The organism is Acidaminococcales bacterium, from assembly GCA_031290885.1.
Lineage (GTDB): Bacteria > Bacillota > Negativicutes > Acidaminococcales > JAISLQ01 > JAISLQ01.
Map to the genome: position 1 here is coordinate 1 of JAISLQ010000013.1, position 24,523 is coordinate 24,523.

At 55.2% G+C, this 24,523-nt stretch carries 22 protein-coding genes and 2 tRNA genes; 17 read left to right on the forward strand and 7 right to left on the reverse strand.

From position 1 onward, the window contains the following. The first annotated feature begins 108 nt into the window (after nt 1-108). Entirely contained in the window at nt 109-1,428 is a 1,320-nt protein-coding gene (locus tag LBO03_02105; GenBank protein MDR3348394.1) for a hypothetical protein, read from the forward strand. 56 nt (nt 1,429-1,484) lie between these two features. On the opposite strand, the gene LBO03_02110 is transcribed toward LBO03_02105, so the two are convergent. Continuing rightward, nucleotides 1,485-1,976 carry a rubrerythrin family protein gene (locus LBO03_02110; protein ID MDR3348395.1) on the reverse strand — a complete coding sequence of 164 codons (492 nt, stop codon included), beginning with the start codon at nt 1,974-1,976 and terminating at the stop codon, nt 1,485-1,487. 320 nt (nt 1,977-2,296) lie between these two features. Here LBO03_02110 and LBO03_02115 point away from each other — a divergent pair, with 320 nt between their 5' ends. Then, the gene (locus tag LBO03_02115; GenBank protein ID MDR3348396.1) at nt 2,297-3,571 is read left to right on the forward strand and encodes a hypothetical protein; all 1,275 of its coding nucleotides are present in this window, start codon (nt 2,297-2,299) and stop codon (nt 3,569-3,571) included. Between the two features lie 6 nt (nt 3,572-3,577). On the opposite strand, the gene LBO03_02120 is transcribed toward LBO03_02115, so the two are convergent. After that, nucleotides 3,578-4,363, reverse strand: coding sequence for a transporter substrate-binding domain-containing protein (locus tag LBO03_02120; protein ID MDR3348397.1), 786 nt, complete (start codon nt 4,361-4,363; stop codon nt 3,578-3,580). 116 nt (nt 4,364-4,479) lie between these two features. Between LBO03_02120 and LBO03_02125 the strand changes: the two genes are divergently transcribed. From LBO03_02125 to panC, 4 genes are all read left to right on the forward strand, one after another. Then, the gene (locus LBO03_02125; protein ID MDR3348398.1) at nt 4,480-4,875 is read left to right on the forward strand and encodes a universal stress protein; all 396 of its coding nucleotides are present in this window, start codon (nt 4,480-4,482) and stop codon (nt 4,873-4,875) included. A gap of 267 nt (nt 4,876-5,142) precedes the next feature. Next, on the forward strand, nt 5,143-5,982 hold the full coding sequence (locus LBO03_02130; GenBank protein ID MDR3348399.1) for a DUF2520 domain-containing protein: 840 nt from the start codon (nt 5,143-5,145) through the stop codon (nt 5,980-5,982). Nucleotides 5,983-6,111: 129 nt separating this feature from the next. Beyond that, nucleotides 6,112-6,951, forward strand: a complete 840-nt coding sequence (panB, locus tag LBO03_02135; protein MDR3348400.1) for a 3-methyl-2-oxobutanoate hydroxymethyltransferase — start codon at nt 6,112-6,114, stop codon at nt 6,949-6,951. 37 nt (nt 6,952-6,988) lie between these two features. Beyond that, nucleotides 6,989-7,855, forward strand: coding sequence for a pantoate--beta-alanine ligase (gene panC, locus LBO03_02140; GenBank protein MDR3348401.1), 867 nt, complete (start codon nt 6,989-6,991; stop codon nt 7,853-7,855). A gap of 115 nt (nt 7,856-7,970) precedes the next feature. Here the strand turns inward: panC and rmuC are convergent, their stop codons facing one another. Next, nucleotides 7,971-9,284, reverse strand: coding sequence for a DNA recombination protein RmuC (gene rmuC / locus LBO03_02145; protein ID MDR3348402.1), 1,314 nt, complete (start codon nt 9,282-9,284; stop codon nt 7,971-7,973). A 319-nt stretch (nt 9,285-9,603) separates the two neighbouring features. Here rmuC and LBO03_02150 point away from each other — a divergent pair, with 319 nt between their 5' ends. The 8 genes from LBO03_02150 to LBO03_02185 all read left to right on the forward strand — a co-directional run bounded on the left by LBO03_02150 (nt 9,604) and on the right by LBO03_02185 (nt 19,625). Further along, on the forward strand, nt 9,604-10,503 hold the full coding sequence (locus tag LBO03_02150; protein ID MDR3348403.1) for a radical SAM protein: 900 nt from the start codon (nt 9,604-9,606) through the stop codon (nt 10,501-10,503). Between the two features lie 72 nt (nt 10,504-10,575). Next, nucleotides 10,576-11,271, forward strand: coding sequence for a C40 family peptidase (locus LBO03_02155; GenBank protein ID MDR3348404.1), 696 nt, complete (start codon nt 10,576-10,578; stop codon nt 11,269-11,271). A gap of 87 nt (nt 11,272-11,358) precedes the next feature. Beyond that, nucleotides 11,359-13,236, forward strand: a complete 1,878-nt coding sequence (locus LBO03_02160) for a sigma 54-interacting transcriptional regulator (GenBank protein MDR3348405.1) — start codon at nt 11,359-11,361, stop codon at nt 13,234-13,236. A gap of 18 nt (nt 13,237-13,254) precedes the next feature. Continuing rightward, nucleotides 13,255-13,899 (forward strand): tRNA (guanosine(46)-N7)-methyltransferase TrmB, encoded by a 645-nt coding sequence (gene trmB, locus LBO03_02165; GenBank protein MDR3348406.1) that lies wholly within the window; start codon nt 13,255-13,257, stop codon nt 13,897-13,899. Nucleotides 13,900-13,909: 10 nt separating this feature from the next. Continuing rightward, entirely contained in the window at nt 13,910-15,058 is a 1,149-nt protein-coding gene (locus tag LBO03_02170) for a putative lipid II flippase FtsW (protein ID MDR3348407.1), read from the forward strand. 14 nt (nt 15,059-15,072) lie between these two features. Then, on the forward strand, nt 15,073-17,067 hold the full coding sequence (locus LBO03_02175) for a peptidoglycan glycosyltransferase (GenBank protein MDR3348408.1): 1,995 nt from the start codon (nt 15,073-15,075) through the stop codon (nt 17,065-17,067). Between the two features lie 41 nt (nt 17,068-17,108). Continuing rightward, nucleotides 17,109-18,779, forward strand: a complete 1,671-nt coding sequence (locus LBO03_02180) for a formate--tetrahydrofolate ligase (GenBank protein MDR3348409.1) — start codon at nt 17,109-17,111, stop codon at nt 18,777-18,779. 57 nt (nt 18,780-18,836) lie between these two features. Further along, nucleotides 18,837-19,625: a protein-glutamate O-methyltransferase CheR gene (locus tag LBO03_02185; protein MDR3348410.1), complete on the forward strand. Its 789-nt coding sequence runs from the start codon at nt 18,837-18,839 to the stop codon at nt 19,623-19,625. A 77-nt stretch (nt 19,626-19,702) separates the two neighbouring features. On the opposite strand, the gene LBO03_02190 is transcribed toward LBO03_02185, so the two are convergent. Beyond that, nucleotides 19,703-21,058 carry a pyruvate carboxylase subunit B gene (locus LBO03_02190; protein MDR3348411.1) on the reverse strand — a complete coding sequence of 452 codons (1,356 nt, stop codon included), beginning with the start codon at nt 21,056-21,058 and terminating at the stop codon, nt 19,703-19,705. Nucleotides 21,059-21,313: 255 nt separating this feature from the next. Between LBO03_02190 and LBO03_02195 the strand changes: the two genes are divergently transcribed. The 3 genes from LBO03_02195 (at nt 21,314) to LBO03_02205 (ending at nt 22,390) form a co-directional block, all read left to right on the forward strand. Continuing rightward, nucleotides 21,314-21,390 (forward strand) — tRNA-Val (locus LBO03_02195). A 105-nt stretch (nt 21,391-21,495) separates the two neighbouring features. Then, on the forward strand, nt 21,496-21,837 hold the full coding sequence (locus tag LBO03_02200; GenBank protein MDR3348412.1) for a hypothetical protein: 342 nt from the start codon (nt 21,496-21,498) through the stop codon (nt 21,835-21,837). A gap of 64 nt (nt 21,838-21,901) precedes the next feature. Beyond that, on the forward strand, nt 21,902-22,390 hold the full coding sequence (locus LBO03_02205; protein MDR3348413.1) for a cupin domain-containing protein: 489 nt from the start codon (nt 21,902-21,904) through the stop codon (nt 22,388-22,390). A 463-nt stretch (nt 22,391-22,853) separates the two neighbouring features. Here LBO03_02205 and LBO03_02210 read toward each other — a convergent pair whose 3' ends face one another. The 3 genes from LBO03_02210 to LBO03_02220 all read right to left on the reverse strand — a co-directional run. Then, nucleotides 22,854-23,561, reverse strand: coding sequence for a DUF3800 domain-containing protein (locus LBO03_02210; protein ID MDR3348414.1), 708 nt, complete (start codon nt 23,559-23,561; stop codon nt 22,854-22,856). A gap of 392 nt (nt 23,562-23,953) precedes the next feature. Then, nucleotides 23,954-24,029, reverse strand: a tRNA-Thr gene (locus LBO03_02215). Nucleotides 24,030-24,304: 275 nt separating this feature from the next. Further along, the coding region (locus LBO03_02220; protein ID MDR3348415.1) for a hypothetical protein at nt 24,305-24,523 on the reverse strand (219 nt) is incomplete at its 5' end.

Consider the following 24,523-nt stretch of genomic DNA (forward strand, 5'->3'; position numbering starts at 1 on the left):
TATAAACGCCGCGCCTTTGCCGCTGTCGGCATTTGCTTCATTTGGCCTGTTGTGTTAAAATTTAGACGGGCTTTTCTAACTGAGCCATAAAAAGGCGGTTGCTTTTTGATGAAAAACCGGATCAAGCGGCTTATCAATATTTTCCGGCAAAACAAAGACGTCCCTTCCGAAAAAAGCCATAAGGATAACTTTTCCCCCAAGGCGCTTTATCAGACCTATGACCTCACCGCTTTGGACATGACGCTTGTACTTATGGATATATTAAAGCCCGCGCAGGCTTTCGTAAGGAACGTGTCTTTGGATTTTTGCCCTGACGAGCAATGCATTTACGCCAAAGTGGAACTCGGCTCGTTTTTCCGGCCTTTCAGCTTTCACGCCAAGGTGCGCCTTGTTGACATTTGGCAGGACATCTGGACGAGCACGGCGGTCTTTGAGCTTACGGAGATCAATGTGCATATCATATCGCTTTTGCCCAAAGCCATCAGGTATTGGTGCGGCCAGAAACTGATTTCCATAATAAGTTTTTGGGGCAGTTTTTTCCAGAAAGGCAAATACTTAAAGGCGCATTTTTATTTGCAGGAACAGCTTTTATACATAGATTTTCGCCCGTGGATACTCCAATGCATCGATGGGCGGGATTTTGCGAAAAAGCCCGAAGCCCCTCACCGGCTTTCGTCCCTGTTCGGCACGGGCAAGTCCGCGCAAAGGGAAAAATACATGCGCAGCCATATAATATTTGGCGCGGAAATCATCGACAAACCGCCGCTAATGCGTTTGTATCTGTATCACATACCGTCCGCCCGCTACAAAGATGCCGACTTTGACCCCGAAAGCTCCAGTTATAAAACCGGCCTCTCCAGCAATTGGCTGGAATGGGTTTTTGCCATAGCGACTTCTTTTTTGCTGGTAAGTTTCTTGGTGCCTTTTGGCATGGCTTATGTGAAATTGGCGCCGTTTGAGTCCGCCGATCTTTTTTCCCTGCCCTTTATTTTTATTTACAACACCTTGATCGTCCTTATCCCTTTTGTCATTTTCCGCATAGTCCTTATGCCCATGCGCAGGGTGTGGGCGTCGCGGCATGGCAGGATCGAGATATTGCAGGCGGAAGTCGCCCGCGACCAAGTGTTTATGCCGCTCCTGCGCGAATGGATCGTCCTTTTGCAGACGCTTGAGGGCATACCGTTCCCGCATAGCCTGCTGAAAAAAATCCGCTCTTTCCTTATCAAGATCGGCGTGCAAAAATACTGGCTTGTGGACAAAATAAGCCTTATCGAAAAAAGGCGGCGCATCTACGCCAAAATAATCGCGCTAAGTTACGTGGGCGTCTGCCTCATCGAAGCCCTGTTCCTGACCGGCGCGATGCCTACGCCGCAATTTCTCGCCAACAGCGCCAACAAGCTGCTCGAGCTCATCTTTTTGCAAAGATAAATCTCCCGCGCGCGGCGCGGGAGATTTATCGGACTTTCTATAGCGTCCTCATCGCATTAAAATTTTTTAAAGGCAGAGCCTTTTGCCCCGCAGATCGGACAAGCGCCTTCGTAAGGCCCTTCGTGTATATAGCCGCAGATCGGGCAAAGATAGTAATCGGAGCTGTCCGCCTTGCCGAGGTTGTCCAAAACTTTTTGGTAAAGTTCGGCGTGCACTTTTTCCGCCGCCGCCGCCTGTTCAAAAATGCGTTGGGCCGCCGGTTGTTTTTCCTCTTTGGCGTACTCGATGAATTCCGGGTACATGCTCTTGAATTCGTGCGTTTCCCCCGCTACGGCGTCTTTTAAGTTTTCCGCCGTGTCCTTTACCTTGCCCAGCGCTTTAAATTCGGCGAGCGCGTGCAAGGTTTCCGCCTCCGCCGCCGCCCGGAAAAGTTTAGCCGCCTGTTTGTACCCCTGCGCGTCGGCCTGCGCGGCGTAAGCCGTGTACTTTCTGTTGGCCTGCGATTCCCCCGCAAAAGCGGCCGCCAGTCCCTGCATTGTTTTTTCCATAATGAAGTCCCCCTTGTTGATAATATATTTTTTACTATCTAATAATTATTATCTATTATTTTTCATTTTTTGTCAAGCCGTTGTTGCGAAAAATTGCTCGCCGGGACGATTATGCCTCGCAGCAAGGATCCGGGCCTTACCGGTTGGATTTTCCCGCTCGCCAGAAACGCAAAACAAAAACAAATATAAGGCGCGAAGCGCGCCAATCCCGGCAAGCCAGCTCAGCCGCCGCAATTTTCGGTGACATGCCGGCGGCGGACGGAAACGGCCGGGCAATTATGGCGACAAAGCAATAAAGAAACGCTCAGAAGGAGAAAAACATGAGCCTTAACGCAAAAAAAGCCGCCGATATCATTAAAAAGGCCGGCGGCGCGGCCATTGAAGAAAAATCCATTGCCGCCATCCCGCACGGCTTTGCCGGGCTGCTGCCGGGCGGGGCGCAGCTCGTCTGTTTGACCGAAGGCCCCTGCGCCTTCGCCGACCGGCTGGAATGTACGCGCGATGAGTACAGGTATGGCGTGAGGGTGCGCGTCGCGCCCGCCAACAACAAAAACTCACAGGCGCTGCGCCTTTTCCTCAAATGGACGGCTCCCGCCGCTTGCGGCGGACAGACGCCCAGCCTCGGCATCGAAGATGATTTTGGCTTGCTGCTGCCGAGTTTCGTGGAAAGCCTGTCCGCTGGGGGAATAAAACCGGTTCTCGTTTCCCGCCAAGACAAAGCGGAAAGCCTGTCTGCGGCGATGGGCGAAGCGGCCTGGCAAATCTTGGGCGCCGGGCTGTCCACCGGCTATGGCGCGGAGTTTTCCGCCGCCACCGATGAAAGGGAGATCATGAACGCCCTTTTGTGCGGATACACCGGCATCGTCATCGACTGCCGGGGCAAGGCGTCGCCGGCCGCGCTGCTGTTTTCCGAACGGGAAGCGGCGTCCGCCGGAGAAAAATTGCCGGCGGAGTTCATGTCCGCCCTGAACGAATATTATGGGGGGAAAAGTTTCGTGCTCGGACAATGGGGCAAAATATCCTACACCCGCCTTGATTTGATCCGGCTGGCTTTATGCTACGGCGAAGCGATCGCCTATATCCAGTATATATACAACGCTTATTTCAAAGGCGCCCCTTGGCCGATAGACCTTTCCGCAAAGCTGGGCGACTTGACGCCGCACGCCCACTACCTTATCGGCACGGAACTTAGCCGGGCGGGCGTCCGCATAGCCGCCGTCGGGATAAATCCTCTCAGCCCGTCCTTTCCGGCAAACATCGCCATAGCCGGCGCTTTAGGCCACAAACTGCGGATAGACGCGCCCGGCGAGCAAGGGCGGCGGCGTCTGCTGGACATGGAGAACAAAGACAAATGCCTCTTTGACCTGCGCCGGGCAAAAGGGCGCGGCTTGCTTGCCGCCCGCGCCGTATTGGAAGAGAGCGGGATCCGGTTGGCCGGACATTCATGCGAGGGCGCGGCGCCGGAAATGCCCGCGCAGGAGAAAGCTGCCCTGCGCGATGCCCTGCGCGGGCATGAACAACTCTACGTCAGCCGGTTGCGCCAAGAACTGGCGGAGGAAAAAGCCCTGCTGGAAAAATTGCTCGGCCGGGCATAACGGCGCCTATTTTATCCATTTGTCGTAGAGCCCTTCCAGCGTTCCGTTGACTTTGGCGTTAGACAGCCATAAATTGACAAAATCCAAAAGCTCGCGATCGGCTTTTCGGAAAAAGTACCCACCCGTGTCGCGCGTCAGGGTTTTTTCCACGAAGGCGCCAGCCAGCCGCGCGTCCTTTGCCGTGTATTTTTTCACTTCGACGTTCTCGCTGACCATAACGTCCAATTCGCCGCTGGCGACGCGGCCGGGGATGGACATGTTGTCGTTGATTACGACGATATTGGCCTTGGCGAGGTTGGCGCGGGCGAACCGCTCGTTTGTCCCGCCCGGGTTCACCCCCACTTTTACGTCAGGTTGGTTGACCGCTTCCAATTTGGAAAATTTATTTTGATCCGTTTTGCGGATGATGAGGGATTTGCCGAAATAATAGACAATGTCGGAAAGCTGACCGTCCTTTTGCCTTGCCGTCGTCCTGGTTATGCCGCCCGCCGCCATGTCGAACTTGCCGGCGAGCAGGTCCTTGGTCAAATCCGGCCAGGACGATTTAACGAATATGACTTCCACGCCCAGAGCCTGGCCGATTGTTTTGGCGGCGTCAACGTCATGCCCGATGTATTCGCCGTCATAATCAGGAAAAGCAAAAGGTTCATAGTCGCCCGGCACGCCTACAAACAAAACCTTGGAATCGACGATTTCCGACAGCGCCCTCGCCTGGGCCGCCCCGCCCGCCGTTGCCATAACGCATAAGGCCGCCAGCAGCAATAAAGTTTGTTTTGCCGTTTTTAAAATCATTTCCAAACACTCCTCGCCAAAATTCTCATGCCGATAATGATACCATTATAACAGCAAACGCGCCGCGAACTCAATACCTTGCGCGGCCGCTCAAGACAATTGCCGGGGTGATAAATTTGTACAAAAAAATACTTGTTTCCATAGACGACAGCGAAAGGGCCTTTAAAGCCCTGGCGCACGCCGCGCGCCTTGCCAAGGCGTCGGGGGCCGCCCTTTTTACCTTGTACATCGTAAAGCCCGACAGTGCCGGCGGCGGCGCGGAACTGTCCGCGCATTTGCCGCCCCTGAAAAAGAAATTGGATGAATACCTGCCCGGCCTTACGCAAGAGAACAATTTTCTCCTGCGCCAGGGGAAAAATATCGCCAACATCATTACCGCGACGGCGGACGAGCTGGAATGCGATCTTATCGTGCTCGGCAGCCGGCGACTGCCCGGCGCGCGCTCGGTCATAGCGCGCAGCGTAAACAACGCGGTGATCAGCCTGTGCCAAAAGCCTGTGCTGATAGTCTGAAAATATCCAAATAGGTTCCCTTTAAGAACCGGCGGCCGGCAAACAGCCCTTGCCGCCCCGTCAAAATTGTGGTAGACTGGAAAATAGGCATGGAAGGGTATGACCCTATCTGAAGCGCCAAAGCTCGGCAAATTATAAATAACCGCTTGGATCCCGCGTGACTGAGACGGACGATGGTAATTCATTTTACCGATTTTTCGGCAGGTTTTGTCTTTGCGCTTTCCCGGCGGGGAAAGCGCTTTTTATTTTAAGCAAAAGGTTTGTTTTATGGATAAATCGATCGGAGTCATCGGCGCGGGGCGTTTGGGCCGCGCCCTGGCCGCCCGGCTGAAAGAAAAAGGCTGCGCCGTAGCCGGCGTTACCTGCGCTACTTTTGACGAATGCCGCCGCGCGGCAAAAGCCGCCGGCGTCAGGCCGTTCGCCGACAATGGCGCGTTGGCCGCGGCCAGCGACATATTGTTCATCACCGTCCCGGACGCCATGATTGCCGCCACGGCCGCAGACATCCTGGCCAAAGGCGTCAAAGACGGCGCGGTCTTGCTGCATTGCAGCGGCGCTTTGAGCGCTTTCGCCCTGCCGCCGGATCCGCGCGTTTCAAGGGGCGGTTTCCATCCTCTGCAAAGTTTCGCGGACAAAGGCGCCGTTTTTGAAAATATATACGTAGCTGTCGGCGGCGACCCGCAGGCGCTGCCGACAATGCTAAATCTTTGCGCCGCCCTGGGCGCAAAGGCCATGTCCGTCCCGGATGCCGACCGCCCGCTTTATCACGCGGCCGCCTGCATGGCTTCCAACCATCTCGTCGCGCTTTTGGCTGCGGCCGAAAATATCTTTGCCCGTTGGGCGGACAGCCCCGCCGGGGCGCGCGCGGCCTTTTGGCCGCTGGTCGAGGGCGCTTTGCGCAATTTGCAAAGCTTAGGGCCGGAAAAGGCCCTCACCGGGCCTATCGCCCGGGGCGACAGCCAAACGGTCGGCAGCCATTTGCAGGCCCTGCCGCCCGAATATATCGGCCTTTATAAAATCCTCAGCCGGCAAACCCTTTGCCTTGCCCAAAAGTCCGGCAGCCTGACGGCGGAGAAAATAAAAGAATTGGGCGAAATGTTAAGATAATGCCTCCCGGCCAAAACATGGATAAAACGGCTTTGCGGCCTCCCCCGCCGGAACGCGGAACCGGTTTTTTATCGTTTAAACTGCCCGCACTGCGGGCGGCGGAAAGAAAAAAACAAAAGGATGTGCGAAATGGGCAACAAACGAATTACCACCGCAACGGTCAGGCAGATGAAAAAAGACGGCCGGCCGCTCGTCATGATCACCGCCTACGATTACCCTTGGGCCAAGATGTTTGACGCGGCCGGCGCGGATGTTATCCTGGTCGGCGACTCGCTGGGCAATGTGGCGCTCGGCTATGACTCCACGCTCCCTGTTACCATGGAGGACATGATCCATCACGCCAAGGCCGTCTGCCGGGGGGTGGAGCGTGCCATGGTGGTAGTGGACATGCCGTTTATGAGTTATCAGGTGTCGGCAAAGGACGCTTTGCGCAACGCCGGCCGGCTGATGAAGGAAAGCGGGGCGCAGGCGGTCAAGCTGGAAGGGGGGCGGGAAGCGCTGGCGGCGGTCAGGGCGATTGTTGCGGCCGGCATCCCCGTCGTTGCCCACATCGGCCTGACGCCGCAGTCGGTGCATCAGCTCGGCGGCTTCAGGGTGCAGGGCAAAGACAGCGCGGCCGCCGGCCGCCTTTTGGACGATGCGATTCAACTGTCGGAAGCGGGCGCTTTCGCCGTGGTGCTTGAATGTGTGCCGGCCGCCTTGGGCGCGCTCATCTCCGAAAAGATACCCATCCCCACTATCGGCATCGGCGCGGGCGCGGGCTGCGACGGGCAGGTCCTTGTTTACCACGATATGCTCGGCTTGTTTGGCGATGGCTTCAAGCCAAAATTCGCCAAAAGATACAAAAACCTTTACGCCGAAGTTATGGAAGGCGTCGGGCAGTATGTCGACGAAGTGCGCGGCCGGCGTTTTCCGTCCGAGGAACATTCCTTCCCTATCGATCAGGAAATATTGGAAAAACTTTATTAGAGGTTCCCCAAAAATCACTTGGAGGCGAGGAACTGTCATGAGCATGCTTCTTTTGAAAACCGTCCAGGAAGCGCGCGCCGCTTGCCGGGAAGCGAAAAGCCGCGGCGGCGGCGTCGGCCTGGTGCCGACAATGGGCGCGCTGCACGCCGGGCACGCTTCGCTTATCGAGGCGGCCGCCCGGGAAAACGATTTTGTGGTTGTAAGCGTTTTTGTCAATCCCACTCAATTCGCGCCCACCGAAGACTTGGACGCCTATCCCCGCTCTTTGGACAAAGACTGCGCCTTGGCGGAACAGATGGGCGCCCAAGCCGTTTTCGCCCCCACCGCCGCTCAGATGTATCCCGGCGGCGAAGGCGTCTGGGTTAAAGTCGCCGGCCGCCTGACCGAGATTTTGTGCGGGCGGTCGCGCCCGGCGCATTTTCGCGGCGTAACGACGGTAGTGGCGAAACTGTTTAACATCATCGCGCCCGACCGAGCTTACTTCGGGCAAAAAGACGGACAGCAGGCGCAGGTAATCCGGCGCATGGCCGAAGAACTGTTTGTCCCCACGGAAATTAAAATAATGCCCATTGTCAGGGAAGCCGACGGCCTCGCGTTGAGTTCGCGCAATGTCTACCTGTCCGGCCGCGAGCGCGAGGCGGCTCTGGTCTTGTCGCGTTCCCTGCGCGCGGTCCGGGAAAAAATAGAAAAAGGGGAAAGAGACCCGGCGGCCGCGCTGTCTTTCCTTAACGGCCTGATCGCCGCCGAGCCGCTCGCGCGGCTGGAATACGCGGAAATTTATTCCTTTCCCGCCTTGGAGGAATTTGCCGGCGAAATGAGCGGCGAGGTTTTTATCGCGCTGGCGGCGAAGATCGGCCAAACCCGCCTGATCGACAACATTGTCGTTGCGGCCGGCCCGTATTGACGCTGCCGGAAACGTCCCGCTTGGGGGGCGGTTTTTCGCGAGGCGCGGCAAGCCGGCCGCAAATCTTCGCCACGTTTTAGCCGAAGAACAGTATAAAAAGCGGCGGCCGCCTTGCCTAAAGGCGGCCGCCGCCCATGCCCTCGCCGTCGGGCAAAAACCCTCTCTCCTCCGTCCCTGCTTCTTCGACCTTGTTCAGCTTCGTGTATATTTGTTTGGAGCGCGCCTGCGCGTCCGACATGTCCTGTTGCGCGTCCTCAAGTTTTTTGATGGATTTTTCCAAAAGCTGGTCAAACATCGCGTATTGTTTTTTGACCGCCCCCAGCAGTTTCCAAACCTCGCCGGATTTTTTCTCGATCGCCAAGGTAACGAACCCGACGCGCAAGCTGTTGAGCAAGGCGGCCAGAGTAGTGGGCCCGGCGATGATTGTCCGACATTCCCTTTGGCAGTATTCGGCCAAGCCGTTTATCCGCAGCACTTCGGCGTAAAGCCCCTCGGTAGGCAAAAACATCACGGCAAAATCCGTGGTTTCCGGCGGGTTAAGATATTTGTCCCTGATAGAGCGCGCGTCCTGCTTGACGCGCGTTTCCAGAGCGCGCAGGGCTTCGGCCACCCCCGCCGCGTCCGCCGCCTCCGCTGCATCCGACAGCCGCAAATAGTCTTCCTGGGTGAATTTGGCGTCAATCGGCAGCCAGACATGCTCCGCGCCCCGCCCGGGCAGTTTTATCGCGAAATCCACCCGTTCTCTGCCGCCGCGCCTGACCGCGACGCTTTGCTCGTATTGCCCGGGCGACATTATCTGCTCAAGCAGCGCGCCCAGTTGCACTTCCCCCCAAGTGCCGCGCATTTTGACATTGGTCAGCACGCGGTTGAGGCTTTGCACGCCGGCGGACAGGTTCTTCATTTCGCCCAAACTTTTGTAAAGCTGCCCGAGTTGTTCGCCGACGTTCTTAAAAGCGTCGTCAAGGCGCGCGGACAAAGTCCTGCTTAGTTTTTCGTCCACCACCGCGCGCATGGCCTCCAGTTTCTGCTCGTTTTTTTCCTGCATCTCCCGCAGACCGCGCCCGACGTTTTCGTTTATCTTTTCCAGTTGCTGCGCGTTGGAAGCCAAAAGGCCGGCCATGTTTTCGGTCAGTTTTTCAATTTTTTCCTGCTGCTGGCCTGCGGCCAGCGCAAGCTGGGCAAGCAGGAAATCGTTCAGCCGCTGGAAATTGCGCGCAATCTCCTCCCGCAAATGGCGGCCCTGCTCGTTTTGCTCCTGGCGCAGCAACTGTTTTTCCTGGTTGCCGCTCACGCTTAAATTATCCAGCAGGGCTTTGAGCGCGGCCAGTTCTTTTTCCAGCGCGGCCTGGTTTTTCAGCTTCAGCAAAATAACGGCCAGCAGAGCCAACGCGGCGATATCTAAGAGCAGCGGCCAAAAGGCATTGTCCATAAACCATTCCCCATGCAACCATATTTAAAGCGCCGGAGCGGCCGCCATAGTAGCTAAAAGCGGCTGTCGGGACTTTACTACAGTTATTTTACCATAAATAAAATTTGAAGCAAAATTGTATGAAATAATAAATTTCAATCTATAGTGGAATTATTTTGTTAAGTTTGTTAAAATTATTACGTACCTGAATTATGATTGGCTTTTTATTTGCCGGTTGCGGCATTTTACGTAAACGAAAATATGAAAGCGCGTTTTTTCGGCGGCATTTGTTTCCATAGGCCGCCCCTTGCGACATTTCCCTTTCTTAAAGGAGTTTCCCATGTATTTTGACGACGAGCCCGGCCCGGTGTTTCGCCCGCCCAGCGAAGCGGAAAGCTTCATTTTGCGCGTAACGGTCGGCTGCTCCCACAACGCGTGTACTTATTGCAACATGTACCGCACGGTAAAGTTCCATGTCAAGGCGCCTGCCGACGTTTCTGCGCAGATACGGGCCGCGGCCGCCACCGGCCTGCCGGTAAAGAAGGTTTTTCTCTCCGACGGCGACGCGCTTGTTTTGTCCACCGGGCGGCTTATCGACATATTGTCCGAACTTCGCGCGGCCTTTCCCAAACTGCAAAGAGTCGCGGCCTACGCCGGGCCGCGCGCCATTTTAGGAAAAAATCCGCAGGATCTGCGGGTTTTGCGCGAAAACGGCCTGAAACTTCTTTATTACGGAATGGAAACCGGAGACGACCGGCTGCTCAAAGAAGTAAACAAGGGAGTTGACGCGCGGGAAGCCGTCGAAGCCGGCTGCCGTGTCCGCGCCGCCGGGATCAAACTTTCCATGATGATCATTGCCGGCCTGGGCGGAGCGGGCGGCTCGGCCGAACACGCCCGCCATACGGCGGAAGCCGTAAACATCATCAAACCCGACATGCTCAGCGCCCTGACCCTCATGCTCTATCGCGGCAGCGAACTTAAAGAAAAATACGAACGCGGGGATTTTGACATCCTGACCCCACCGCAAATCATGGACGAGCTTTGCGCCGTCCTGCGCGGCATAGACCTGCCCCCGGGTTCTTGCATGCTTTTCAGGAGCAACCATATATCAAATTATTTTTCACTGGCCGGCACGCTGCCCAAAGACAAAGAAAGGCTTTTGCGGCAGGCCGAAGCCGCTAGGTCGGAGCTTGCAAAAATGCCGTTTTACGACCCTTACAACAACGCGGAACATTTCTGAAAGCCAGCGCAAACAACCGCCGCATTTTTTGACACGCAACGTACATTATCAGCGCCGGAGGAGGTTTTTGCTTTGAAAACTCTCAAGCTTTTCTGCCTCGTTCTCATCCTTGCTCTTTCCACCCTGCCCGCCTTGGCCAGTGGCCAGCCCCTGCGCAAGGACGACGGCAAAAACGAAAAAATTGCCTTTGTGCAAAAAAGCCTGCCTGTCCTGGGCATAAAGACCGACCGCACCGATGGCCTGATGAGCAAAAAAACCAGCAAAGCCATCAAAAAATTCCAGAAAAATTTCAAGCAATTCAAATTAAAACCAACAGGCCTTTTGGACGATGCCACTTACCGCGCCATAGAAGACGCGCTCAACAGCAGGCGGGGCGCGCGGCCAATCGCCCCCCCGCCGGCCGGCAAAGGCGCCGGCGTCATCCAGACCGCCGCGCTCTACAAAGGCGTCCCTTACCGCTTCGGCGGCGTTGACGCGAAGGGTTTTGATTGTTCGGGCTACACGGCCTTTGTTTTCCAAAAGCACAATATTGCCCTGCCGCGGACGGCCGACGTCCAATACAAGGTCGGTTCGGCGGTCGCGCGAAATGCACTTGCCGTAGGCGACTTGGTATTTTTTGAAACATACGCAAAAGGCGCTTCCCATGTTGGCATTTACGCCGGCGGCGGCAAATTCTGGCATGCTTCCAGCAGCCGGGGCGTCATGCTCAGCGGGCTTGACGAACAGTATTGGCGCTCAAGGTACTTAGGCGCGCGGCGCGTGCTTTGAAGGCGCGCGCTTTCCTTGGCAAGCGCCGAATAATTAAAAATCGGCGGCTGCCATCGGGATTTGGCATATAAACCGGGAGGATTGGCAATGATACGCGAACGCCGCGACAAAGAAAAACTTGAGCAGCACTATCAGAAATTTTTGGCTGACGGTTCGCTTGACGTCAATGTACACCCTTGGGTAGCGGAGTCCTGGAAACGCTGCCGCGCCCGCAAGACCGGCAACGACAAAGAGCCGGACTCTTTCCGTCAGGACGCAGCCGAGTTGGAAGAGCGCATGGCGACCGGGGCGCGCATCATCGAATTTATGGACGGGCTGTGCGAATGTTTGCGCGCGTATTGCGCCGACTATCAATTCAGCGTTGTCCTGCTTGACGAAGAATCTTACATACTGAAAAATTATTCTTGCAATTGCGGCGCCGGCGCGTTTGCCGGCGCGCCCGGCGCAAGGGTCGCCGAACGCGATATCGGCACCAGCAGCGTCAGCATCGCCCGCGAGCACAAAGTCCCCTTTCTGCTGTTCGGCGCCGAAGCGTGGCCCCTGGCCATGCGCGGCACGGACTCTTGCGCGGCGCCGATCATGGTTGGCGAACGCCTGCGCTACCTTGTCGCGATTGACTTCCCGGCGCGGGACGATTTTATTTATGATTTTATGTTCTCCCTGCTTTTGACCATAAAATACTCCCTGGAAAATTATCTGGCCGTTTACGAACAGAAACAGGCCCTGTGCACTTTGCTTGACGAGATGCCTTTTTCCGTGTATTGCGTGCGCCCCGGCGGCAAAGTTACCTATGCCAACGCCAACGGTCGCAAGCGGCTTGACGATAACAACAATTTGAGCGACGTTTTTTTAAATTATGAACATATCCCGCTCAACAAAGGGTTCCAAGGCGTTCCCCTTTACAACAAGGAATCGCTCTGGATCGCCCGCGGCCGCACCTATGAAGATATAACCACCGTGCTGCCTTTAAAAAGCGGCGAAGACGTTGACAGCGTCGTCGTCGCCAGTTTTTCCGTCGAGGATCTGAAAACCATCGTCGCCCACGCCTCCGGCTACAATTCCCGTTACAGCATTTTCTCCATGGCGGGAACGACGGAAAATTTCGTCGCGCTGCAAAACAAAGCCGCGCGCATAGCCAAAAGCGGCAACAACATTCTTTTGCAGGGCGAGCCGGGCACAGGCAAACAGCGTTTGGCCCACGGCATACACCAGGCCAGCGTCCGGGCGGCCAATCCGTTTATCGTGGTAAAATGCGGAAAAACCGCCGAAAACATTTTGGACATGGAAATTTTCGGCTACGGCGCGGAAAACACCGGCTGGGTATCCGGCAAGCTGGAACTGGCCGACGCCGGCACCCTTTTTATTGACGAGGTCGAGAAAATGCCGGTAAGCATCGGCGACAAACTGGCCAAAGTCTTTGCGGAGAAAAAACTTTTTGACAATAGCAAAAAAAAGAAGGTAGACATACGGCTGATCGCCGCCTGCGACTCCAATTTGAAACGCTTGTCGGAAAAAGGGCTCTTTTCCAAGCCGCTCTACAACATCCTGTCCCAAACCCTGCTTCGCGTCCCTGCTTTGCGCGAGCGGACGGACGACATAGAAGTGCTTTCCAACCACATCCTCTACGAAATGGCCCTGCGGCACAACCTGCCGCCCAAACACCTTTCGCCGGAAGCCCTTTCCCTCATCCTGCAATGTTCCTGGCCGGGCAATATAAAACAGCTCCAGGGGGTTTTGGAAATAGCTTTCTTTCACACGCCCGGCTATGTGATCGGCGCCGGCAACATAAAAATGCCCAGCAACGCCGCCGTAGGCAAATCATGGAAACATGACCGGGACGCTTTTATTGACGCCTGGAAAGCGGCCGGCGGCAACATCAGCAGGCTTGGCCTTATGCTTGATGTCAGCCGGGTTACTCTCTACCGCTATTTAAAAAAATACGGCCTTGCCGGCGAAAGGGCCTAATGAACAGGGAGCGCGACGATGCGCCTGCGCAAAAATAAGTCCTTGTCCGAGGCGATAAAAGAGTACGCCGACATAGTTTTCCTGCGCGGGCAAACCGGCGGCGCGCTGCGCGGCAAGGCCGGCCCGGAAGTGGAAATAGGGTCGGGCCGGGGCGAATTTATCGTTTCTTTGGCTGCGGCGAACAAAGAAAAGTTTTTTGTCGGCATTGAAAACAAGGCCGACGTACTATATCACGCGGCGCGCAAAATCCGCGCCGGCGCGCTTTCCAATGTCCGCCTGATCGAGGGCGACGCGTCCGGCGTGGAAGAATGGTTCTCTCCCGGGCAGGTCGGGGCGGTTTACATAAATTTCTGCGATCCTTGGCCGAAAGCCCGACATGCTAAACGCAGGTTGGTTTTCAGGGATTTTTTGCGCAAGTACCGCAATATATCCGTCCCCGGCGGCCGCCTGTATTTTAAAACCGATGACCGCCGGCTTTTTGCTTTCGCTTTGGAAGAATTTGCTTTCTGCGGCTTAAAAGTAACCGCGCAAACCCTTGACCTGCACAATTCAGGCCATGAAAACCAGGCGTGGACGGAATACGAGCGCAAATTCCACAGACTGGGCATGCCCGTCTGTTTCTGCGCGGCGGCATTTTGTCCCGCCCCGGAAAAGCTCTTTTGAGGCGCGAACAATGAACGAAAGAAAGAATATTTTCTGGAAAAACCCTTTTGAGGCGATTGTCTGCCTTGTCCTCGTACTTTTGGCGATCGGCTGCATAAACGTATTCAGTGCCAGCCAGGTGGCGGCGCAGGATTTGTTCGGCAACAGCCGTTACTATCTATACCGTTACAGTCTTTTTGCCTTGGTCGGGCTGGCCGCTATGTTTTTCTGCTCGCTGGTCGACTACCATGTCTGGTTGGGGAAAAGGGCGGATTTTTTTATTGTTTTTACAATAATCCTGCTGATTTATGTTATATTTAAAGGGACGGCGATCAAAGGGGCGCAGCGCTGGATACAAGTGGCTTCTTCCTTGTCCTTCCAGCCTTCGGAACTGGCCAAGCTTTCCGTGATCATGCTGTGCGCGGCGCATATCGGCAAACGTTTGGAATACGGCAAACGGAGCAATATTTTTTCCGCGCCCTGCCTGTGGGCCATGCTGCTGGGCGCCCTTGTTTACATACAGCCTGATTTGGGTACGGCCGCCATTATCGTCTCCCTCACCCTGTCCATTTATTTCATCTGCGGTCTGCCGGCCGGACAATACCTGCTGCTGTTGTTGGGCTTGCCGGCGGCGGCGGCCGTTTTGGCCGTACAAGCCAGTTACCGCATGGAAAGAGTGCAGGCCTGGCTCGACCCTTGGGCTTATGCCGACCGCACGGGCTATCAGGCTGTCCAGTCCATATTGGCTATCGGCAGCGGCGGTTGGATGGGGGCGGGCATGGGTTACGGCAGCAGCAAATTTTACTATCTGCCGGAAGCGCACACGGATTTTTCTTTCGCCGTGCTTTGCCAGGAATGGGGCTTCCTCGGCGCGCTCGCGGTAATCGCTCTTTTTGCCCTTTTGAGTTATACTTTGTGGAAAGCCGCCGCCCTCGCTCCCGACGGACAGGGCTACATCATCATAACCGGCGCGAACATCCTCCTGGCCGGGCAGGCTATGGGCAACATCGCTATGGTCTGCGGCCTTTTGCCTGTAATCGGCGTCCCTTTGCCTTTCATAAGCTACGGCGGCACTTCGCTGGTCAGCAACATGGCCCTGTTCGGCATAGTTTTAAACATAATAAGGCAAAGCCAAAGGAGCGCTTCGGCGGCGTTGCCTGTTTCGCGTTGGGCGAGATGACGGGGGACTGATTTATGGCAAACCGGCAAAAATACAAAACAGCCGCCCCCCGCGCCTTGTTTGTCCTGACAATCGTCGGCGCCGGCTTTTTGGCCTGCATCCTGCGCATCGGCTGGCTGCAGCTGGTCAGGGGCGAGGCGCTTGCCGCGCGCGCGGCGGCCAATAAAAATATCCTGCGGGAACTGCAATCCCCGCGCGGCGCGATCTACGACCGCGAAGGGCGCGAGTTGGCTATAAGCCTCATCTCGCTTTCTTTATACGCGCATCCTTCGGCCATGGACGACGGGCGCGAACAAAGCGGCCAAAGGGATCCGCGCCGCCTGGCGGCGCAACTTATTTCCCGTGAATTGGGAAAAAGCGAACAGGAACTTTATGATATTTTTACCGGCAAAGAAGATTTTGTCTGGCTGGAACGCACCATGGACAAAGACCGCACGGACAGGCTCGGCAAAATACTGAGCGACAACCGGCTTAACGGGTTCGGGTTCATAAAGGAAAGCAAGCGCTATTATCCTATGGGGCCGTTAGCCGCCCAAGTGCTGGGGTTTGTCGGTACCGACGACGTAGGCTTGAGCGGCATAGAAGCGGAGCTGGATTCTTTGTTGAAAAGCGCGGTGCTGCCGCAGTTCATAGAAACGGACACGGCCGGGCGGCCAATCTTTTCTTCCGTGCTCGTCAATGACCGCCCGCAGGACATGGCGTCCGTATATTTGACTATCGACAACCGCATACAGTACGCGGCGGAAAAGGCCATAGCCGCCGCCGTGTCCAAGACCGGCGCCAAAGCGGCGTCCGCGCTCGTCTTGGACGTGGATACAGGCGAAATTCTCGCCATGGCCGGCAACCCCACTTTTGACCCTAATTATTTTTATAATTACGACGAAAAAACTTGGCGCAATTTCAATATTTCCATAGTGTACGAACCGGGGTCCACCTTCAAGCCGTTAGTCGCGGCCGCCGCCATAAACGAAGGCATCGTGGAGCCGCAGACGCTGTTTTTCGACACCGGCAAATTAACGATTGACGACCGGGAAATAAGCAATTCCGGCGGCCGCTCTTTCGGTTCGATCCCTTTCAGCGAGGTAATAACCCTTTCCCTCAATACATCCATGGCGGAGATTGCTTTCAGCCTCGGCCGGGAACGCTTGAATAAATACGCGCGCGCCTTCGGGTTCGGCGACTACACCCACATCGACCTGCCGGGCGAAGAAGCGGGGATATTGTTCCGAACCGATTCCATGCGCAAAATTGACATGGCCAGCATGTCTATCGGGCAGGGCATCGCGGTAACGCCCTTGCAGCTGGTTTGCGCCATAAGCGCGATCGCCGGCGGCGGCCGGCCGATCCGCCCGTCCATCGTTAAAAGCATAATGCAGCCCGACGGCTCCGAGCGGAAAAAGCCGGAAAGGCCGCCGAAAGCGCAGGTCGTTTCCGCCGAAACAAGCAAGAAAGTGCTCGACATGATGGAAGGCGTCGTTCTCAAAGGCGGCGGGGCGCTGGCGCAAATCCCGGGCTACCGAATCGCGGGCAAAACGGGAACGGCCGAAAAAATGAAATCGGGCGGCGGCTACGCCAAAAACGAATACATAGCTTCTTTCGTCGGGATCGCCCCGGTGGAAAAACCGCGCTTCGTCGCCCTTGTCCTCATTGATACCCCCCATTCGAGTTATTACGGCAGCGAAACCGCCGCCCCCGTTTTTAAAGAAATAATGCAGCAGACGCTGGTGGTAAGCGGCATTGAGCCTTCGGCCGAAAGCGCCCTGCCGCCGATCAAGCGCCTCGAGCCGGCTTCCGGCGACAAAAGCCGCCAGCTTCCTTTGCCCGCCGTTGACGGCAAATACACTTGCGTGCCCGATGTAACCGGGTTTACCATGAGGGAATGCGCGAAAATCCTCGAACAGAACGCGCTCGCGCTCTTGCCGCGCGGCAGCGGGCGCGCCGCGCGGCAAGAGCCGCCGGCGCTTTCGGTGGTGGAGGACGAAAGCGTAGTTACCGTATGGTTTGAATAAAGCCTTGTTCGATTTATATTTTGGGGGAGGTATATCGCATTATGTTAAGCGACATAGAAATCGCGCAAAAAGCCCGCCTTCTGCCCATAACCCAAATCGCCGCCCGCCTCGGCGTGCCGGAGGGTCAAATTGACCTTTACGGGCGTTATAAAGCGAAAATATCATTGGAATACATAAAAGAGCTGGAGGGCAGGCCGAACGGCAACCTTGTCCTGGTAACCGCCATCACGCCCACGCCTGCGGGCGAAGGCAAGTCCACCACTACCGTCGGCCTCGCCCAGGCCTTGGCCAAAATCAACAAAAAAACCTTGGTCGCCCTGCGCGAGCCGTCGCTCGGGCCTTGCATGGGAATAAAAGGCGGGGCGGCGGGCGGCGGGTATTCACAGGTCGTCCCTATGGAAGACATCAACCTGCACTTTACCGGGGACATGCACGCGATCACTGCCGCGCACAATCTCCTGTCAGCCATGACAGACAACCATCTCCAGCAAGGCAACCCGCTGCGGCTTGACCCGCGCCGCATAACCTGGAAGCGCGCGCTCGACATGAACGACCGCGCGCTGCGCAACATAGTCGTCGGGCTTGGCGGCAAAACGGACGGAGTGCCGCGGGCGGACGGCTTCGACATAACCGTCGCGTCGGAAATAATGGCCATTCTTTGCCTTGCGGAAAACATTCGCGACCTTAAAGGACGGCTGGGCAAAATAATCGTCGGCTACACTTACGAGGACGCGCCGGTAACCGCCGCCATGCTCAACGCGCAGGGCGCGATGGCCGCGCTGCTGAAAGACGCGCTCAAACCAAACCTCGTGCAGACGCTGGAGAATGTCCCCGCCATAGTGCACGGCGGCCCTTTCGCCAACATAGCGCATGGCTGCAACAGCCTGATCGCCACCAAAACCGCCCTGAAGCTGGCCGATTACGTCGTAACCGAAGCCGGGTTCGGCGCGGATTTGGGCGCGGAGAAATTTTTCGACATAAAATGCCGGGCAGGCGGCCTCGCTCCCAAAGCCGCCGTGGTGGTGGCCACCGTCCGCGCGCTTAAAATGCACGGCGGAGTGCCGAAGGGCAGTTTGGCCGTTCCGGACAAAGACGCGCTCGTCCGCGGGCTGGCCAATTTGGAAAAACACTTGGAAAACATCCAAAAATTCGGCGTGCCGCCGATCGTGGCCATAAACATCTTTACGCAGGACAGCCGGGAAGAGCTTGACGCCATTTACCGCCACTGCCAAAAACTCGGGGTGGCGGCGGAACTGTCCGATGTCTGGGCGCGCGGCGGCGAAGGCGGCATCGCCCTGGCGAAGAGAGTAGTGGAAACGGCGGAAAAAAACAGCGCCGCCTTTAAGCCTGTATACGACCTGTCCGCCCCGCCGGCGGAAAAAGCGAAAACCATCGCCCGCGAAATATATGGCGCGGCCAATGTCAATTTCAGCAAACAGGCGCTTGCCTCCCTGGAAAAATACAAGGGCCTGGGATTTTCCAACCTGCCTGTTTGCATGGCCAAAACGCAGTATTCCTTTTCCGACGACCCGCTCCTGCTCGGGCGGCCGGAAAATTTCACCGTTACCGTGCGGGACGCGCGCATATGCGCCGGCGCGGGCTTTATCGTCATGCTGACCGGAGACATCCTCACCATGCCCGGCCTGCCGAAAACGCCCGCCGCCGAAAAGATTGACGTAGACGACGGCGGCGTGATCAAAGGGCTGTTTTAACGCGCGCGGCCGCCGGAGCGCCGCGACAGCTACTTAATGGATGGGGAGTGTGGGTTTATGGCCTGGGAAAATGACAAAAATTGGGAATCGTTCAAAGAAAAATGGCTGCGCAAATCCGGGATTGACCTTAACCTTTACAAGCCGGCGCAAATGCACCGGCGCATAAACAATTTCATGGAGCGCGCCGGCACAAACGATTACGACAAGTTCCTGGCGATGATCGGCGCGGACAAGGATCTTTACCACGCTTTTTTGGAGCATTTGACCATAAACGTGACGGAATTTTTCCGTACGCCGGAAAAGTTTGACGATCTGGAAAAAATCATTGTCCCGGAACTTTTGAAGAAAAACCCTAAACTGCGCATTTGGAGCGCCGGCTGTTCCACCGGCGCGGAGCCTTATTCACTCGCCATGATGCTTAACGACATGACGCCGGGCGTCGCCCATCGCATACTCGCCACCGACCTTGACACGGAAATGCTGGCCAAAGCCAAAGCCGGCGGCCCTTACGCTCCCAACGAGGTAAAGAACCTGCCGCCGGCCAGAATAAAAAACTATTTTACCCTGGTAAACGATGGGTACATGGTAAAGGACGAGATAAAACACAAAATAGAGCTCAAGCAGCACAATCTTTTGAAAGACCGCTTTGAAACGGGGTTCAATCTCATCCTCTGCCGCAATGTCGTCATATATTTCACCGAAGAAGCCAAGGACAAACTCTACAGAAACTTTTTCGCCGCCCTGAAAGAGGGGGGGGTATTGTTCGTCGGGGGGACCGAGGCGATCATGAATTTTCGCGACATGGGCTATACACAGATAAGGCCTTTCTTTTACCAGAAACATTAAAATCGGCCTTTAGCGGCCATTTAAGCCAGACGGCCGCCGTCTGCCCGCGCCGGGGCATCGCTTTATAAAGTGCCGCCTCAGCGGTTTTTCCGAAAAAAAGCCAGCGCCACTTCCGGGAAAGAGGCGTAAGACAAAAGGTCTTCCATGCTGGCGTTCGGGTAGCCTTTTTCGCTTAATTGCTTTTTGAGTTTTTCCATCTGCGGCAAGATGTCGTCGGCCGGCCGGTGATCGATTGGCGGTTCGCCGTCGGACAGCTTCTCTTTGAGTTCGGCTGCGATCGGGCCGGGAAGCCGGCCATATTTGCCGCGCACCATGTCTTTGACTTCCCGGGGGACGAGTTTGTAGCGTTCGCCCAAAGTTACGTTCATCACGGCCATAGTCCCGACCATCTGGCTGCTTGGCGTAACCAGGGGAGGGTAACCGAGATCGGCGCGCACGCGGGGCATTTCTGAGAGCATCGCTTCATATTTGTCGGCGCCGCCCTGTTCCTTCATCTGGTTGAGCAGGTTTGAGAGCATGCCGCCCGGTATCTGGAATTTCAACACTTCCGGGTCTATGGGTATGTTGGTGTTTATCTTGAAGTCCTTTTCAAGGCTTTGCTTTACTCTTTTAAAATGCAGCGCTATCGGCGCGAGTTTTTCCGGATCAATGCCCGTGTCGTAACCGGTCCCCCGGAAAGCGCAAACCATGGATTCGGTGCAGGGCTGGCTGGTGCCGAGGGCAAAAGGGGAAAGCGCGCAGTCAATAATGTCCGCCCCCGCCTCAACGGCTTTGAGATAGGTCATGCTGCCCATGCCGCTGGTATAGTGCGTATGCAGGTTTATGGGCACGCCAATGCTCGCTTTGAGCGTTTTCACAAGGTCGTAGGCGTCATAGGGCGCCAATAGCCCCGACATATCCTTGACGCAAATGGAGTCCGCCCCCAGTTGGACCAAATCCTTGGCGATTTTCAGAAAATTTTCCGGCCGGTGATAAGGGCTGATGGTGTAAACAAGCGCGCCCTGCACGTGCGCGCCGGATTTTTTGGCCGCCCGCATGGCGCACTCCAGGTTCCTGACATCGTTGAGCGCGTCAAATATGCGGATAATGTCAACGCCGTTGGCGACGGAACGCTCTACAAACGCCTCGACTACGTCATCGGCGTAATGATTGTAGCCAAGGATGTTCTGTCCGCGCAGCAACATCTGGACAGGCGTTTTTTTGCAATATTTTTTGATAGTGCGCAGCCGTTCCCACGGATCTTCGTTCAAAAAGCGCAGGCAGGAGTCGAAAGTCGCGCCCCCCCAAGCCTCAAGCGCGCTGTAGCCCACGTCGTCCAACTGTTCAAGCACGGGGATCATGTCTCCGGAGCGCGTGCGGGTGGCCGCCAAAGACTGGTGGCCGTCGCGCAAAACGGTTTCGGTTATTTTTACGGTCCTTTTTCCGTCTGTCATAATGTCCTCCTCAAAAAATTCTTTGGCGCTGCCTGAAAAACGCAAATTTGCGCCGAAAGCGCCGGCGTGGCCATGCCCAACTGCCGCCGCCCAATAATACATTTAACCATTAAAAACAGCGGCGCGCAAGAGGGCAGTTGCATGTATTCTTGTATATTTTCGGTCTTGTTTTCGAAAAGAAGCCCTGTTTATAAACTGACAAAGGCCGCAATTTGACAAGATAGCCTGTGTAAATTATAATAAAAAGTGTAACATGGGGTTATAGCTCAGTCGGTCAGAGCGCCTCGCTCACATCGAGGAGGTCGGCGGTTCGAGCCCGTCTAACCCCACCAAAGCATAGCAAAGCGCCCGGGCCGGGGCGCTTAATTTGTTAAAATAAATAGCACGCCTCTATCAAAGGATGAACCGAAACGCCGCGCGGCTTTGACTGAACGCCCATGCGCCGAAAGCGTGCGGCTGCCGCCGCTCGCCATGCCGCTTGGCATGCCCATGCCGGCGGCACTGCCAAACTTCTGACGGAGATCGACTCGACAGCGGGCTTCCCGCTGAAAAACAAAGACGCGACTATTGATTTTCTTGCGATTGGCGCGGAGATTGCCCGTGTGGATGCTGCTGAAACCCCGCCGAAGGCACGGGAAGAAGTTTCAGATGGCCAACGTGACTGCGGCGAGGATAGGAGATGGAATTGGAAAATATTGGCAAACATGAAGCGCAGTCCGGTTGACATCATTCCCGGCAGCGAAGATTGTCCAAGTGCCGTACAAGTATTTTGCAGTTGATACCTTTTAAGTCAGAGCACGATAAAACTCCCAAACGGGGTGAAATATTCGAGGGCGTTTGGCAATGGACAAAAACCTGCCGCCGGCAGCGGCCGATATCGTAAACAGCTTGGGGCTCAAACATGTGCAGGAAGGCATTTATCTCAAACGCGTCTATGAAAGCGCGGCGCTGCCCGGCGAGCGGCGAGCCGTTACTTCGGCTTATGCCCTGGCGGCGGGCATCGCGCCATCGCGCCTGCACCGGCTGGATTGCGACGAATTGTGGCATTTTTACGCCGGGCATCCCCTCAGCATCTATATTTTCGGTCGGGACGGCGTAAGTGTCCGGGCGCTGGGCGCAAATATCGCCCGGGGGGAAAATCCCCTCATCGCCATACCACGCGGCGCCATCTTCGGCGCGGCGGTAGCGGGCCCGGGCGACTGGTGCCTGTTCGGCTGCACTTGCGCGCCGGGATTCCAGCAGGAGGGCTGCGAGTTTTTCGCGGCCGGTTCCCCCGCGCTCGCCCCCTTTGCCGAACACGCGGCATTGATCAAGCTTTTAACGGAAAAATAACGCCCCCGCGCCGCGAAAACCCGCGGCCGGCTTCCCGGCGGAAACTGAAAAATGGGCTTTTGCGGTCATAGGGAGAAAAAAGAAACCGCCCCGGCAGGGGCGGCGGGAAGATCTATTTTGCATAAATTTGGTACTAAATGCGCGTTTCCCAATTCTCTGGCAGGAAAATAGGGCGACTGAAAATTATTTGAAAGAAAAGCAATGCCCCTACGGACTGCCCTCAGAGGCATTGTTGTCGGAGACGCAAGTAAACTTTGGGCGCTTTATAAAGAAGGGGGGAGGGGATCGCCCCCGCATAGCGAGGAACGCGCTTCCGTTGGGATGCGGTTTTAAAAAGAAAAATTGCCAGCCCGAGCTGACAATTCCCCGCTTGGGTCGGTGTACACAAAGCACACTTAACATAACGTCAAGCACCAAGCGTATACAGTACATTTCTGTCTGTACTTAGAATTATAAAACATTTTTATGGCAATGTCAAGGCTTTATGTTCTTGCATTAAATATATATTTTCCTTGTCGTCAGAACAATAGCAGTGCCATATTTTGTTTGCAAGAATGTCGCTGGCCTGTATTAGATAGTTTGACTTTGAATCGCAATAGTGAACTTCTATGTTTAATTTGCCGAAAAATACTGGCGGATGGATTTTCTCATAATTATAGCTTATTATGCCATGTTTAAACTCTTCAAGAACGGATTCTCTAAAAGAATAGAAACCATTAGTAGATGTAAGTTGTTCGTCAATAGATATAGTAATATGAGTGTCTGCATCCTGAGATATAGTATTTTTTCTTATTAAGTCGAAAATTTTTTCTTTTATAATTATCTTCAAAACGTAGTCTTTATATCGGCATATAGCTTTTTTATTGTCGAGAATACGGCCATATACCTGACCAATATGTATCCCTACTGAAAAAGTTTCATGTTTTTCGAGAACCTTATACAATGCCCGCTTATGTGTATTTGATAATGTGTACGCTTTCAATTCGCCCTTCTGCGAAATACATTTGCTAATTTTTTTATGGGCGCTTATATATTTGCGTTTTGCATCATCCAGTTCTTCTTTGCTGTTGAAAACATAACCGGCATAAACAAAGTATCCACTCTTTTCATTTCTATGTAGTGTTCCCGAATCATCCACAAAGAAATATAGTTTCTGTGTAATTTCAAACACCCCTATATTTTAAATAATATCAGGCACATAAAATATTGTAAAGATACTAAGGGAGTGCGATACCCATTGACAAGAAAATCCTTGTGGCTCTTGCCTTTTTGCTTTTGCTTGCTGGCTTTCTCGGCTGCCGGCTGGGCGGCGTCCGAATCCCCGCCATCCTTGGCCCTCTCCGGCAAGCGATGCTTGCCTTCCCGAGGATTAACAAATTCGGCACTTGGCCGTTGTCCAAAGGAACGCCGGGGCAGCCTGGTTCGCGGGGGCTTTGGTTTGGGCGGCGGCTAAGCGATTTTGGCCTGCAACAAAGATAAAAAAACGAGTAAAAATATATAAAAGCAAGAAAAAACAAGCAAGGCCAAAAGCAGGCGAACCGCCGCTTCCGGCCTTGTTTTCCTTGGAGCCACCAACAGGAATCGAACCTGCGACCCGCGCATTACGAATGCGCTGCTCTACCGGCTGAGCTATGGTGGCGTGTCGGCCTCGCGCGTATGCCCCAAGCGGACACATGAGGGTGCATTCATAGTATATAATAAAAAAGGCAAACGCGCAAGCGGCATAGCGGCATTTAACGACCCAACCGGCAAGGATGGGAACGGTTGTGGACGCAAAATGTGCTGAACGGTTATCATATAGTCGAGATTTATCCGCCAATGGCGGTAATTTGAGAACGAGGACGCCTGATGGATACGGGGATGAAAAAACGCGGAGGGAAACTGGCCCTTGCCGCGCATAGTTGTCCGTATCTGCTATCTACCTTCTTTGAGCATGGCGCGCAGTCGCGCGATCTCTGCTTCTTTTTCCACAAGTGCCGCGTCCTTTTCCACAAGCGCCGCGTCCTTTGCCGCGACGACGCCCTGCCACTTCGCGTCGGTTTCCTCTGCCGCTTCGCGCCGGGCATTGGCCAACGCCGACGCTTCGTTGCGCCTGGCGTCGGAACGCATGCGCTCCAACGTCCTGAATTCTTC